13 protein-coding genes and 1 pseudogene are annotated in these 13,758 nt (G+C 68.6%); 9 read left to right on the top strand and 5 right to left on the bottom strand.

Translation table 11 applies throughout. The features are described 5' to 3' along the window. The first annotated feature begins 21 nt into the window (after positions 1 to 21). Positions 22 to 2,166, top strand: coding sequence for a tetratricopeptide repeat protein (locus tag OH735_RS00815; protein ID WP_406378579.1), 2,145 nt, complete (start codon positions 22 to 24; stop codon positions 2,164 to 2,166). 459 nt (positions 2,167 to 2,625) lie between these two features. Here the strand turns inward: OH735_RS00815 and OH735_RS00810 are convergent, their stop codons facing one another. Then, complete coding sequence (locus OH735_RS00810; protein WP_406378578.1) at positions 2,626 to 2,922, bottom strand: hypothetical protein; 297 nt, start codon at positions 2,920 to 2,922, stop codon at positions 2,626 to 2,628. A gap of 146 nt (positions 2,923 to 3,068) precedes the next feature. On the opposite strand from OH735_RS00810, the gene OH735_RS00805 reads away from it, so the two are divergent. From OH735_RS00805 to OH735_RS00790, 4 genes are all read left to right on the top strand, one after another. Further along, a complete protein-coding gene (locus OH735_RS00805) occupies positions 3,069 to 3,833 on the top strand; it encodes a transposase family protein (protein ID WP_406378577.1) in 765 nt (254 codons plus the stop codon). A 69-nt stretch (positions 3,834 to 3,902) separates the two neighbouring features. Continuing rightward, complete coding sequence (locus OH735_RS00800) at positions 3,903 to 4,148, top strand: DUF2283 domain-containing protein (protein ID WP_406378575.1); 246 nt, start codon at positions 3,903 to 3,905, stop codon at positions 4,146 to 4,148. Positions 4,149 to 4,319: 171 nt separating this feature from the next. Beyond that, positions 4,320 to 4,595, top strand: a complete 276-nt coding sequence (locus OH735_RS00795; RefSeq protein ID WP_406378573.1) for a hypothetical protein — start codon at positions 4,320 to 4,322, stop codon at positions 4,593 to 4,595. Then, a complete protein-coding gene (locus tag OH735_RS00790; RefSeq protein WP_406378571.1) occupies positions 4,592 to 4,864 on the top strand; it encodes a hypothetical protein in 273 nt (90 codons plus the stop codon). The genes OH735_RS00795 and OH735_RS00790 overlap by 4 nt, the downstream gene beginning before the upstream one ends. Positions 4,865 to 4,961: 97 nt before the next feature. On the opposite strand, the pseudogene OH735_RS00785 reads toward OH735_RS00790, so the two are convergent. From OH735_RS00785 to OH735_RS00775, 3 genes and pseudogenes are all read right to left on the bottom strand, one after another. Then, positions 4,962 to 6,204, bottom strand: a pseudogene (locus OH735_RS00785) (IS200/IS605 family accessory protein TnpB-related protein); the annotation flags it as partial. 150 nt (positions 6,205 to 6,354) lie between these two features. After that, the gene (locus OH735_RS00780) at positions 6,355 to 6,693 is read right to left on the bottom strand and encodes a hypothetical protein (RefSeq protein ID WP_406378569.1); all 339 of its coding nucleotides are present in this window, start codon (positions 6,691 to 6,693) and stop codon (positions 6,355 to 6,357) included. A 48-nt stretch (positions 6,694 to 6,741) separates the two neighbouring features. Continuing rightward, positions 6,742 to 9,435, bottom strand: a complete 2,694-nt coding sequence (locus OH735_RS00775) for a Helicase associated domain protein (protein ID WP_406378567.1) — start codon at positions 9,433 to 9,435, stop codon at positions 6,742 to 6,744. A gap of 383 nt (positions 9,436 to 9,818) precedes the next feature. On the opposite strand from OH735_RS00775, the gene OH735_RS00770 reads away from it, so the two are divergent. The 4 genes from OH735_RS00770 (at position 9,819) to OH735_RS00755 (ending at position 12,901) form a co-directional block, all read left to right on the top strand. After that, the gene (locus tag OH735_RS00770) at positions 9,819 to 11,378 is read left to right on the top strand and encodes a helix-turn-helix domain-containing protein (RefSeq protein WP_406378565.1); all 1,560 of its coding nucleotides are present in this window, start codon (positions 9,819 to 9,821) and stop codon (positions 11,376 to 11,378) included. Then, positions 11,378 to 11,962 (top strand): transcriptional regulator, encoded by a 585-nt coding sequence (locus tag OH735_RS00765; protein ID WP_406378563.1) that lies wholly within the window; start codon positions 11,378 to 11,380, stop codon positions 11,960 to 11,962. Before OH735_RS00770 ends, OH735_RS00765 begins: the two co-directional genes overlap by 1 nt. A 433-nt stretch (positions 11,963 to 12,395) precedes the next feature. Then, on the top strand, positions 12,396 to 12,707 hold the full coding sequence (locus OH735_RS00760; RefSeq protein ID WP_406378561.1) for a hypothetical protein: 312 nt from the start codon (positions 12,396 to 12,398) through the stop codon (positions 12,705 to 12,707). A 56-nt stretch (positions 12,708 to 12,763) separates the two neighbouring features. Continuing rightward, positions 12,764 to 12,901 carry a hypothetical protein gene (locus OH735_RS00755; protein WP_406378560.1) on the top strand — a complete coding sequence of 46 codons (138 nt, stop codon included), beginning with the start codon at positions 12,764 to 12,766 and terminating at the stop codon, positions 12,899 to 12,901. A gap of 140 nt (positions 12,902 to 13,041) precedes the next feature. Here OH735_RS00755 and OH735_RS00750 read toward each other — a convergent pair whose 3' ends face one another. After that, entirely contained in the window at positions 13,042 to 13,536 is a 495-nt protein-coding gene (locus tag OH735_RS00750; RefSeq protein WP_406378558.1) for a hypothetical protein, read from the bottom strand. Positions 13,537 to 13,758 lie beyond the last annotated feature (222 nt).

Raw genomic sequence — 13,758 nt, 5'->3', positions numbered from 1 at the left:
CCATACGTCGCGGTGGCCGCCGTGTCGGTATTTCCGGCGCTCAAGGCGCTCGCGCGGCACGGACATCGGTGGGCCGGTCCGGGCACGGACCCCGCCGACCAGACGCGGGAGGACGGCACAATCCTCGGGTCGGAACGGTCCAATTACGACATGATGCGGCCTGTCCGCCCCGTACCCGTACAGGGGCTATCGGACAACCCGCCGTTCACGGTGCGGGCCTCCGTGCACAGTCAGCTCGCACACATCGCTTCGCCCGGGCTGCTGGGCACCCCCGAGGCGGTCCACATCCCGCTGACCGGGCACAACCTTCTTCTCTCCCTGGCCGCGACGGGAGAGGACGAGGTTGTCCTACGGACACTCAGGGCCGAGGTGACAGGCCGTCTGCCACTGCGTGTGGACGGCACTTCGTTCGCCCGGTCGCGGATGCCCGACATGGTCCTGAGCGCCGACCTGCTGGAGTCCGCCCAGCGTGCGGCCCGGGCCTACCGGCGCCTGCGCGGTCCCGATGTCGCGGTCCTCTTGGACCCCTCGCCCGCCCCCGTGCTAGCGGAGCTCGGTGCGAATCCCGTCCTGCCGCTGGCCGCCATGCCGGGCGAGAGTGCCGCCCTCACCTGTGCACCCGTTACGGACGACGGGCGGTGGGTGCGCTGGCGGCTGACGGCGGAGATTGTGTGTGCGGGGCGCGTCTGGCGGCCCTGGTGGGACCTCACGGTCACCGCCACCACGGGCCTCGCGGCCTTCAGCGGTCACGCCGCATCAGTGCCCCAGCACGTGTGCATCTTGTACCCCGACCACTTTGACCCCGGAGGCCCAAGGGGACAGCGGGCCGCCGAATCCGTGGCGGACCGGATCCTCGGCGTGGCGGCCCACACTTCGCGGGACGGCAAGCGCCTGCTGCAGATGCCGTCCCGGCCTGATCCTGACCCGGAGCCGCCCGGCGCCGCGGAGGTCATCCGGCGTGCCGCTTCTCTGGCCCGCGCGGGCGACCTCCCCGGCGCTGCCGAGATCTACCGGTCGGCGGCGGAGGCGGGCAGTGGGCGGGCCGCCTACCTGCTGGGAAGGCTCACACAAGACCGGGGAGACCCGGACGGTGCGGTGCGCTGGTACGAAAAGGCCGCCGCCCGCCGTGTCCACGCCTCGTACAACAACCTCGGCATGCTGGCTCTGTTGCACGGCGACCTCGACGCGGCCGAGCGCTGGTACCGCCGGGCAATGGACGTGGGCGACTGGGTGGCGGCCGTGGGCCTCGGCATTGTGATGGAGAAGCGGGGGGACGAGGTAGGGGCCGAGGAGCTGTGGCGGCTCGCCGGTCGGAACGTTCCGGCCGCGCATCACAACCTCGCAGTCCTCTACCAGCGGCAGGGCAGACTGCGGGAGGCCGACGAGCTGTTCACGCGGGCCGCCGAAGCGGGCAACGCCCAGGCGGCCGTGCACGTCGGCTTCCGCTGCCACGAAGCCGGCGACCAGGACGGGGCAGAGCGCTGGTGGCGTACGGCGGCCGATGCGGGCGACGCAGAGGGCGCCTTCCACCTCGGATTGCTGCTGGTGCGCGAGGGGCGGGCCCGGGAAGGCGAACGCCTGTGGGAACGCACGGCCGAGCGCCTGGGCACGCCCAGGCAGGGGGTCACGAGCATGCCGTCGGGGCGGGACACGGGGGCCTCCCACCGGATCGGCGGGATGGCAGAGTCAGGTGAGGTGTACGCCGCGTACCACCTCGGGCTGCTCAGCTGGGAGCGGGAGGACCACGAAGCCGCTCTTGCATGGTGGACCCTCGCCGCCGGGGCCGGCCATCTGGCTGCCGTATTCCGGCTGTGCGAGCTGCACCTGACCGTACGCAGCGACCTTCTGGAGTGCGTGCGCTGGGCATCCTTCGGGCTGGGGCTCGAAGGAGTGTCGGACAGACAGGTGGATTCTCTCGCCGCAGGGCTGCGCGAGATCGCGGAACAACTGGCCGATGCCGCAGACGCATACGAACCCGGCGCCGCCGCGGAGGCCTGCTTTGTGGCAGCCGAGGCCTACCGGCGTCTCACTGCCCGCGACGGCGCCCACCGTCCGGCCTGGGAGGATAGCGTCCGGCACCTCGCCGCCCTGGCCGAGTGGTCCGGCTCGTCGCGAGCGCGGGAGTTGGCTGCGATCGCCGAGGGATGGCTGTGGGCGGCGGGCTGAGCTTCATTCACCGGCTGGCACCGCCACGTCACCCTCGTCACCGCCGCCCACGGAGCAAGGCCGGACAGCCACGACTGCCATGTCGCTTCGGCATCATCCATCGCATCAGGAGCCGGGGATGAACTGGCAGAACAACGTGGCGACTGACTCTGACCGGCTCTGCTGACTGGGTTCTGTTTCCTGGAACAGGTGCGGAGCTGGGCGCTGCAGTGTTGGTCGGCGCGGGGTGCTGCTGCTGGAGGACGACACCGTGAGCCTTTTCCAACCTCAATTTGAGGTGTTGAGGCGGAGGGCGAGGATCGCCTGGATGAGGCTGGTGACGCGGTTTGGTGCTGCACTACAGCTTGCGCGGCAGTCGCCAGGTCGTGAGGGCGGCCATGGGCTGTTCGCCGAGCGCGCGGATCTTCGCGTGAGAGACGTTTGTGGTCCACCATGGGGCGCATTGCTCCCGCGTGCGGATCAGTCCTCCACGCGGTATGCGCACCCGACCATGGTCGTGACCTCCCGCGACGGCCCAGGCACGGGCTGTGTCAGTCCCGGCACATACGCCGTGGACTGGGGTGCGGCCAGTGTGGGCCACGGCACGGCTTCTGTCTCCTCGGCAACGGCGCTGGGAGAAGGGCAGGACGTTGGCACCGGAGGCTCGCCCCGCAACCAGTCGTCCCAGCCGACCGGTCCCGACTCGTCGAGCAGCAGCGTCAGCCCGCCACCAGCAATGACGAGCACGACCCATGTCACCACGGCGAATTGCTTCATCCCTCGCGACACCGTTTCTCCTCACCGCATCGCCTTTTCCAACTTGCTGACGGGGCTGGCTGGATGGGGTCCGACCGTAGTCAACAGCGAAGCTCATGGTAGATGGGTTCACGACCAAGATCACTCATGCTCACCAGGAGCTTCGCGTGCTTGTCTACCCATCCGCGATTGATCTGTCCAGTTCGAGCCTGCGGTATCTGACCCGTCACCTGTCGGCACGCCGCGAACGCATCGGCAGCCGGTGGCGCCGGCTCGCAGCCGGACGCCAAGCCCTGCTCGCCCTCGCGCACCTACGCTGCGGGGATACCTACACCCAGCTCGCCGCGGGATTCGGGATCGGCATTGCCACGGTGTACCGCTATGTCCGCGAGGCCGTCGAGGTCCTGGCTGCACTGGCGCCCACGCTCGCCACAGTCATGCGAATAGCGAGGACCAAGGCGTTCGTCATTCTGGACGGCACCCTGCTGTCCATCGACCGCATCGCCACCGACCGCCCCTACTACTCCGGCAAGCACAAACGCCACGGCATGAACGTCCAGGTCATCACCGATCCGCTGGGATGCCTGCTCTGGGCCTCACCTGCCCTGCCAGGCGCCGTCCACGACATCAAGGCCGCACGAATCCACGGCATCATCGAAGCGCTCACCCAAGCCGGCATCCGGACGTGGGCAGACAAGGGATATCAGGGAGGTCGGGGGACGATCCGGGTGCCTTACCGGGGCCGCTGGAGCACGCTCCCAGCCGGGAAGCGGGCGGTGAACTCCTCTCACGCCAGGATCCGAGCCGTCGGGGAGCAGGCCAACGCCACCCTCAAGAGCCGGCGGCTCCTGCGCAAACTCCGTTGCAGCACCGCCCGCATCACCGACATCGTCAAGGCCGTCCTGGCCTTGCACCTCGCCACGTCAGGGTGAGGTCGGCGCAGCCTGAAGCATGGACAAGGACAGCGCCGCCATCAACGACACCAAGGGAGCCAGCTCACCGTGGCAGACGTCAGAGTCACCTACGACAAGGCTGCGGACGCAGCGTACGTGTACCTCATCGAACCACAGGCCCGCGTGAAGTCCGCGCGCATGTATCCCTGCGATCGGGTGGATGCCGACGCCGTGATCAACCTCGACTTCGACGAACATGGCCGCCTTATCGGCATCGAGGTGTTGGCGGCCAGTTCCAAACTGCCTGAGTACCTGCTCCAGTCCGCGGAGCGGCTGGACACCGAAGGTGCATGAAACAGTCGAGCACCGCAGGAAAAGGCTCACTGGTAGATATGCGCACATGTATGCCAAGTTCCTGGTGGAGGAGTGCGCGCCACCCGCCCAGTGGGCTGGTGGCGGCACTCGTCGCTTCCCGATCGGGGGCTTGCGTAGGACACTCTGAGGAGCAGAGCGAAGGAGAGATCTGTGACGGCTCAGCCCGAGCACCCCGCGGTCCCCAGGATCACCGGTATCCCGCGCACCATCAATGCGATCGGTGACGCGTTGACCGGTTCCGAGCGCGCCCGTTTCTACACCGAAGTCCTGGCCGCCGAGGAAAGTGCAGTACCGGCAGTGATGCACCGGTGGTGGAAGACTGCGATGCTCCACCGTGCCCCCGCTGCCGCCCAGAGCCGGGCCAATGCCGCGGCCGGCTGCTCTCTCGTCTCCGTCGACGATCTGCTCGTGGACGGAGTTCAGTGAGCTGGACCGTCTGGACCGAGGAGATCCCGGCACGGACCGTGCTCGACATGCCCGTCGATCTCCGCAGGAAAACCGTGAACTTTCTGCGTGCCCTGGCTATCGAGGTTGGTGGCGCGATCGATCTGAGCAGGCGGCCGCCCGGCGACGCGATGGACGACTTCGGGGTCCGGTACTCCCTCGAAGTCCCGGGCGAGCCGGTCATCATCGAGTACATGGTCATGCGGGACGCCAAGGAGATCCGTGTCCCGGTCATGGTCTGGTTCCACTGACGGAGCGTGCGGGGCAGGGTCCTGTGTTCTGTGACGGGACGCAGGTCGGCCGCCGGGCCGCCAGCGTCGTCAGCGCTGGGGCGCCGATGGGCAGGGCGGCCATGGAGACCAGCCGGGCCTTGAGTTTGCCGGTCGGGATGCCGGAGATGAGCTGGCGGAACCGTTTCCTGCGGCCGTTTTTCTCGCGGGTCTTCTCGGTGGTGAAGTCGAGGTCTTCGATGGCGATCGCGGTGACACCGGCCTGCTTGGCCCAGTTGATCAGGCGGGTCAGGGCGTGGCGGATCTGTGCGTCGCGATGAGCGGTGGTGCCGGACAGGTCGTAGGGGAAGCGGCGCGGGTCGCCGACCGGATTGCCATGCTGGTTGAGCTGGTAGGCGGCGAAGTGGTCGGCGTTGGTGTCCACGCCGATCATGCCCCGGGCGCGGGCGCGGGCGCGGGCGCGGGCGCGGGCGCGGGCGGTGGCCAGTGGGATGGTCTGGACGGCGGGGCGTTGCCAGGTGGCGGTCGGTGTCGAGGTGGATGCGGTAGGCGATGGCTCGGTTCGCTTCGGTGCGGTCGGCCCACTCCACGCCGCGGTGCGCAAACGTCACGGTGGCGGTGAGGGTGTACCGGCCGTGCTTGGCGTTGGCCAGGTGGGCGAGCGGGGCGGGCAGTTTGATGCTGACCTCGCCGTCCGGGGTGACGCGGATCGTTTCGTTCCCGAACCGCTTCCCTGACTCGCCGTCGGCGGCGATGAACCAGCGCTCCGCTTCCCAGCGTTCTCGCCACTGCTCCTCGGTTAGGTGGGCGTTGGTGAGGTGGTGGCGGGTGTTGAGGAGGCGTTTGCCGCCCCGCACGACCCGGACACGTCCGGCCTGCCAGTCGGCGACCGCGGCAGCATGCCGGGCTTCCAGTGTCGCGAGGCGGCGGGACTTGTGGAACCACTCGCCCTTGGAACGGTAGCCACCGGCTGCTCGCTTGGTGCCCCTCGCGCCGATGGAGAGGGACAGGCGGTGCCGCAGTGTCCCGATCCCGGCCTCCAGCGTCCGGATGTGCGCCGCCTGACAACGGCGCGCCAGCGCCCACTGGTCATGCGTGGCTTTGGTGATCGCACCGGCGATCCGCGACGACGACAGCGGCGTCAGGTCCCGCTTGCGCGACGCCCAGGTCTCCGCACCGTGCTCCAGGCCATCCGCACAACGGGCCCTGAGGTTACGGGAAGCGAGCGCGCCTTGGTGCTCACCGACCAGGCGGAGGACTTTCTCGTCCTGGGGTGTGAGGTGCTTGAGACGGTCCCGGACCGCCACCCCGCAAGGCCCGGGCGCCACGAAGGGTGCCGTCAACTCCCGTACACCACCCACTACAACACCCCCTCCCACGAGACCGGGCACCTGCTACCCAGCCCAACGAGCACCAGCCGCCAAGGTCACCCATTCGACCCCAGAACTCCCGTTCCCACCCCACGAAGCCACCGACAGGACCCACTCCTGCTCACTACAACGCACTTCAGCTCAGCAAACCGACAGCAGCTCACAACCCTCCGCGGCGGTGAAGACGACACAGACAGGATCCCCGCCCCAGAACGGTGAGACATCGATCAGCGGGTCGCCCTCCATGAGACGGAGCCAGGCTCGGACCGTGCTGAGGCTGGCCGAATGGGCCATCAGCTCCCAGGCAGCCGTGGCATGGCGGGTTCCGGCCGAAGTGACGGCATCAGCCGGACCGCCGACGGTGCTCACCGCCATGGCTGCGCCGTCGTAGAGCATCCGGATCCCATCAGGTGCGTCCGCGCGCCGCCTGGGAGCGCTGTCCAACAGCCGGTATAAATCGGTCCTGGTGATCTGGGCCATGGCGTAGTCACTCTCCTGTGATTCCGTTGGTGGTCGGTTGATCCGTGTCTACGCGGCCCATTCCAGCCCCAGCTCGGCCAGAGCGGCACGCTGCGGTTCGCTCAGCTTGTCCCGCCTCGCTTTGGTGTTGGAGATCCACACCCCCAGCTTCAGGTGGTGCTCCTGGTCCTGGAGCACGATTCGTTCGACGTGGGAGCGCCCGACGGTGTGGGTGCCCTCGCGTGCGATGTACTGACGCAGGGCTGCGACTCCCCGCTCGAAGGTTCCCAAGCCGCCCCGGGTCTTCGCTGGGGTCTCTTCCGGTGCTGCGGGCAGCGGCCGGATACCGAGCTCCTCCAGGCGCTCGCGCTGCTCGGGCATGAAGCCCTGCCACACAGTGTGGTCGCGCTGACGCTGGAACCATTTGCCGACGTCCATGCCGTAGACGGTGACGCCGGGCAGTACCTCGGTCGGGCCGGTTTCGTCGGCGAGGAGATCGCGTACGGCGGCGTAGTGCCGCTGCCACTCCACCGGCCACTGAGGGGCCCAGTCGGGGTCGATCGCCGCCAGTGCCCTGCGGCGTTCCCGCGCGCGTTCCTCGTCCTTCCCCAGGCCTTGGGGTTTGCGGAGGTTGGCGAGCCACTGACCCACAGCCACCCCGTCCACGACGGCGTCCTTCGGCGCGGCGAGTGTGCCGTGCACCGCGTGATACACCCGGGCCGCGGAGAGGTTCTTGTAGAACCGGGCGTCGGTGACCGACCAGACCATGCCCAGCTCGTCCAGCAGTTCGGCCCGCCATGCCTTCAGCGTCCCGAGGCGGAACGCGCGCCGCTGCTCGCTGACCCAGGCCCCCAGCGCATACGTCCCACCGTTGCCGTTCTCGCCATCGCTGTCGGTGGTGCTGATGGGCACGACGGTGTCCAGCGGTACCTGCGCGTGGCCGCGGGCCTGGACCCATTTGCGCAAGGCGTTGAGGCCGGACAGCCACACCTCGGAGTCGGGCCGCAGGACTCGCGTGCGCAGGAATGCGGCGATGACGTCGGGGTTGTGCGGCAGGGAGAACCGCAGCAACGGCACCGCGGGCTTCTCGTCCTCCTCGTCCCGGCCCTCATCGGCACCGCCGGCTCCGGTGTTCTCTTCGCCTTGGTCCTCGGTCTCGGAGGCGTTGCTGTCGGCGCCCGTGGGATGAGCCTCGCCGGTTGTGCCGGCTGCCTCCTGCCCTTCCTCTTCCTCTTCGTCTTCGCGCTGCGGATCGAGGGCGACAACGGAGGTGGCCTTTCCGCGAGCGGTGGTCGTCCCCAGGGCCATCCGTTCGACGATCCGCTCGTCATGGGCCCTGATCCCCTGCAGCACGGCCACGAGAGGCCGGTAGCTGGCGGAGGCCATCATGTCCTCGGGATCTTCTCCGGGCTGGAGGAAGACGGGCACGATCAGCCGCGCGACCTTCCCGTCACCCGGGTCCTGGCGCAGACCCCGGCCGGTGATCTGCACGATCTCCACCGGAGAGCTGCGGGTGTCCGCGAAGACGACACCGCCGACACCGCGCTTGCCGCGGATGTCGACGCCCTCGCCCAGCACCCGGCAGCTGGCCAGGATCCCCATGTCGGTCACCCACCCCTGCGCGTCGAGGCCGTCGGCGAACCGGTCCAGCACCACCCGCCGGTGACCGGCCGGGTGCTCACCGCACAGCCACTCCGCGCCCACGCGTTTCGGATAGACCACCGGGTCCGTCTCGTACAGCTCGGCCGCGGTCTCCGGCAGCGCACGCGCGAACGCCATCGCGTCCAGGGTCCGGCTGTGAAACGTCATCAGCGACCGGACCCCGGTGGTGTCCGCGTGCTTGAGCAAAGCGGCCTGCAGCGCCGCCAGACGCCGGCCCCGCTGCTCCTCCGCCGAGGCGTCCGGACCGGGCGCCTCGGGATCACGGATCTCCAGCACGTCGACCTCGAACGAGGCGAGGATGCCCCGCTCGACACTCTCCATCAGCCCGAGCTCGTACAGCACCGGGCCGTAGAGCCCGACATCATCCATCGAGGCCACCAGGCGCCCGCCCGAAGCATCCGAGCCGTCCTCGGAGCCGCTGCGTACGTCCGCCCTGCCCGCCCTTGCGGAGCCCGGTGTGGCCTCCCACAGGCGCGGCGTAGCCGTCATGTACAGGCGTCGCGCCGCCGGGATCCGCTCCTGGTCGTGAACTGCCGCCCACGCCTTCCCCAGATCACCGGAAGACCGGTGCGCCTCATCCACGACCAGGAGGTCGAAGGCGCCCATGCGCTGACCGAACGAGCCGCGCATCGCCCGCTCCAGCACCCCCGGCGCCACCGCCCCCTCCCCGTCGCCCTGGTCGTCCTCCAGACCCTGCGGCGACAGGCTGGCATACGTCGCGAAGACCACCATCGGCCCACTCTGCGCCCACAGCGCCAGCTGCGTCGGATTGGTCGTGCACCGCACATCGAGTGCCTCCAGCAGCGGATCGGCACCCAGACTGCACACCGCCACCGCGGGCCCCGAATGACCTACCGCCCGCCACGCCTCGACGGTCTGCGTCAGCAGGTCCAGCGTCGGCACCACGATGCCGACAAGCCCCCTGGGCACCATCCGCAAAGCCGCCACCGCCGCCGTGATCGTCTTGCCCGAACCGGTCGACGACACGACCTGTCCGCGCAGACCCCGGGCAGGCAGAACCCCGTCCGCAGGAGCAGAAAACCCCTCAATAATCGAATCCACGGCCTCAACCTGGTGCGGCCGAAGGGTAATACCAAGCAATTTCACCACTCCCCAAGAATTATTCCGCTGTGAAATACGGAGCGCATCCTGCCCGACATCAGAAAATCAGCGCGACGGCGTGAAAGGCGCAGCCGAGACCGTGCCGTCCTCATGGAGAACCACGTGCTCCGTCATCTCTGAGACCTGCTCCGGCGTGAGACCGGGACCAGCCTGGCGGCCGCCGCGTGGAGCAGCCCGCGCGGCGGCTCCGGGCACCCTTCCAGCGGTCATGTTCCGTTCCTTCCGTCGTCGACCCGGCGAGGTCCCACCGCAGGTCCTGGGCCTCACGTCACTGCCCGCACCCTGCCACCATCATGCAAACAAATGTCCGACCAATGCCTAATCTACTTCCAGCATATGCCTAATCGATGTATCTTCGAGGTATGAACGAGGAAACTGACAGCGTGGAAGCCCTGTTGGAGGAAGCGCGGCTGACGGCGCGGATGCCGGAGCCGGCCGAGCGCCTGAGGCTGCGTCAGGCAGCCAGCCTCTCCCGGGCCCAGGTGGCTGCAGCAGTGGGCGTCGGACGTCAGACGGTCGCCAACTGGGAGGACGGCACCACCGATCCCCAGCCGCCGGGACGCGTGAAGTACCTGCGCCTGCTCGAAGGCCTCGCCCAGCTCCACCCCGCCCCCGCGGTACCGGCGGAGACCACCGTCACCGAGGCAACGACGGCAGCAACGTTCACGGCCCCCGAGACCGCACGGGGCCCCAACGGCCTGGCCATAGAGGGCGAGCCCGGCCCGTGCATCCGCTGCGGCGTCACGACGACCTACCGATCCACGGACGGCCGCCCCCTGCACGCCGGCGCCATGTGCCAGCCCCCCGCCACCGCACCCCAGACCCCCAGCACCCATGCACCGACCGCCGCTGCCTCACTCGCCCCGGCACCGGCCACTGCGGCCTCACCCGTCCCGGCGCCGGTCCCCTCCCGGCCGCAGCGCCGGGCACGGTCGGCAGCCCGCGCCCAGACCGAGACCAGCGGCCTCATCGGCCAGGCCGTCCACGCAGAGCTGGAGCGCACCGAAGGCGACACCGATGCCGCGCTGCAGGCCCTGATCAAGCGCGCCATCCCCGACGTCATGCACCTGTTCAACGAGACCCGCGCCACCGCCCGCTACGCATACACCGCCTACCCGGCCCTGCCCGACATCCTCAAGAAGCCCTCGAAAAAGGAACCGGACCAGATCTGGGAAGCCCGCCCCAACTTCCGCCACCCCGACTACTCCCTCAAGATCCCCGGCAGCATCGCGGTCGCCGCCCTGGACGTCAACGCCGCCTACCTATCCGCCCTCAAGTGCTGGCTGCCGATCGGAAAGCTGGAACACACCACCGGCGGCGACGGCGTCGACCCCAAGCGCTCCGGAGTCCACCTCATCACCCCCACACCCTGGACCCACCCACACCTGCCCAACCCCCTCGGCGACCGCGACGAGCCAGGCGCCCTGTGGATCACCGACGCCACCCTGCGCCTCCTGCTACGCCTGTCCGGGCCGAAGCACGGGCTGCTCGAACCACCGGCCATTCACGAATCGTGGACGTCCGGCGCCACGGAGAACTTCCTGGACGCCCTGCGCAAGCTGCTCACCGCCGCGCGGGACACGGCCATCTCCGACGACGACACCGTCACCCTGGAATACGTCAAGGCGATGTACTCGAAGTTCATCTCCACGATGGGCGAGTCGATCCACAACCGCGAAATGACCCGCCCGGACTGGATGCACATCATCCACAGCCAGGCCTACGCCAACCTCTGGGGCAAGGCATACAAGGCCCACCAGGCCGGCCTGGACGTCATCAGCATGATGGGCACCGACGAACTGCACGTCACCGGCGACTGGCGCCAGGTCTTCCCCGAAGGCCGCGGCGTCGCCCAGATGAAGATCAAGCACAGCGACGCCAAAGCATCCGGTGAATACACCGTCGGCAAGGCGACCCGCTGATGGCCGGCGACGGCCGCTGGAGACACCTCGGCACCTACCAGGCCCGAGGCATCCACGGCGGACAGGCCCTGGCCGAAGCAATCGACCGCATGGTGACAGGCATCGAGTCCCCCGTCGACACCGAACGCGGACTGGCCGCCCGTTTCCGCTACCTCACCACCTCCGACGCCGGATACGAGGCCATGGACCGCGCAGGCATCCACGTCAGACCCCGCACCCTCATCGCCTGGCTCGCCGAAGAACAAACCCCCAGCAAGGCCAACCTCACCCGCCTCGACGCCGCCTACTGGGACCTGCGCCGCCGCAACGTGGCCGCAGACCTCAAACGCCGCCTCAACAACCACGGCCGCGGCACCCGCATCGAGATCGACCCGGCCGACCAGTCCCGCGTCGACCGCCGCCACCAGCGCGATCTGGAAACCCGCAGCATCAGCGTCCGCGGCGTGTGGGACCGCGCCGTCGACGCCTGGATCGACGGCGACGAACAAGAACTCGAAGCCGTCTGGGACGACATCATCAGCAGTAGCCTCGGCACCGACTGGGACGCATACACCCACGTCTCCTCCGTCGGCTGGGCCGCTTGACCCCGCACACACGACGGGCCCGGAGTCACTCGAACCGACTCCGGGCCCGTCCCCCTCACCGTATCGACTGTTCCGGCAAGAATGTCAGACGGGACCGGAACGAGAAGCTCTCGAAGGAGATCGCTCGGCTACCAGGGCAGTTACGGCATTGTCAGTGCCTACATCAGTAGGTGTTTTTCTACTCTGGCTGTGAGCTGCGGGGACTGGCGGGACGGCTCCCAGCAGCCTCGGGCCGTCGCTCTGTGGACAGAGGCCCAGAGATTTCTCCCTGCTCCACGAGATGGGACGAACCTGTGACGTTGCGCGGCAGCTGGCCCCGTTGACCGCTACTTGGACAGGCATAGCGCTTGAGCGGTTCCTCGGTCGGCAGGCTCAGTGGATACAGTCCGCTTGTTCGAGACGTTCATTGGTTGACGAAGGGGATGGACGAGATGTGACGGGGCGGGAGGGCGACCTGAAGCTGAGTGCTGACGAGGGCGGCGGGCTCGCGGCGCGGTGGTGGCAGTGGGCGCTTTCCGCACCCGACGCGTGCAGCCCCGTGCTGGACGAGACCGGCGAGCTCGCCGGCTGGCAGCAGCCCGACGACGTGTGGTTCCTGGCAGGGACCTACGGCGGCCGGGTCGTGCGACGCTGCTCCATACCCGCCGGCCGTCCGGTCTTCTTCCCCGTTTTCAACACCCAGCGTCCCGCCCTCTTCTCGTCCCGTCCGGCAGTGATGCACGTCGCCAAGGCCACGGGTTCCTGAACGGGGCCCCGCTGACCCTGCACGAGTACACTTCACCGCGGTTCCGCGCAGGACTGGTGCCCCGGGTCGCCTGGGGACTGTGGTCGGCTCTGGCGCCCCTGCCCCCCGGACAGTACGTCCTGGAGATCAAAGCGGACACGGGCGACGGCTTCTGGGTCGACACCACCTACCACCTCGCTGCCGCCGCTTCCTGACACCGAAGCAACAGCAACAGCTGGTAGGGGTGCTGTTCCTCACCTGAGAATCGGGCCGCCGCCGGCCCCCAGCGGCCGGCGGCTACATCGACGGTTTGCGCGCCATCGCCCGCAGCAGGGGCTTCAGAAGGATCACCAAGTCAGTGGCAAGGGCCCTTGCTGAGGGTCGCGTGGGAGAGGTAGAACGCGAGCATCCCCGGGCCGGGGGGCGGCCGGTCCTCGGCCCCCGGGAAGACTACGGGGGGCTGCTCGTCCAGGGTCAGCGTGATGCGGACGCAGTACTCAGTCTCGGTGTCCTCAGTGCTGACCGTGTAGCCTCCGCCCTCCTCTTCACGCGTGTCGACGCCGTGCCCTGGCCCGATGCCGCTCTCCCGGATCGCCTCCGCGATCAGGAAGCCGTGGTTGCCCTCCAGGCTTGTGTAGTGCCGTTTGCCGCCTAGATCTTGGACGCCCTTGCGGACGGCGTCACGGAGTTCGCCCTCACTCCACGTCGACTCGGCCTGCATACCGAACAGCACGCCGAGCGCGACAAGCGGCGTGAGGATGATGAGTGCGAGACCAACCGGGTTGCGGTGGTTGTAGACGTACCGGCTGGTTCCCCACTTGCTCCGGATGAAGACGGGTTCTTCGCTCAACGTGCTGCCTGCACACCGCCGATGTGCGTTGCCCAGGCATCTGCCCAAAGCGCGAGCTTCGGGGCATCGGGGCTCTGCGGGGGCACGCCCTCAAACGGTCCGTCGAACTCGGCTTCGGCTCGGTTGATGCGGGGCGAGAACCTGTGGTGAGGTGCGGTCGTCATGGCGGCACTGTAGCGGCGAGGGTGATCACATCGGATATACCGTCGATATCCGCGACGA

Origin of the sequence: Streptomyces sp. NBC_01618 (assembly GCF_045209435.1) — a bacterium.
GTDB lineage: Bacteria > Actinomycetota > Actinomycetes > Streptomycetales > Streptomycetaceae > Streptomyces.
This window is presented reverse-complemented; position numbering and strand designations above follow the sequence as displayed.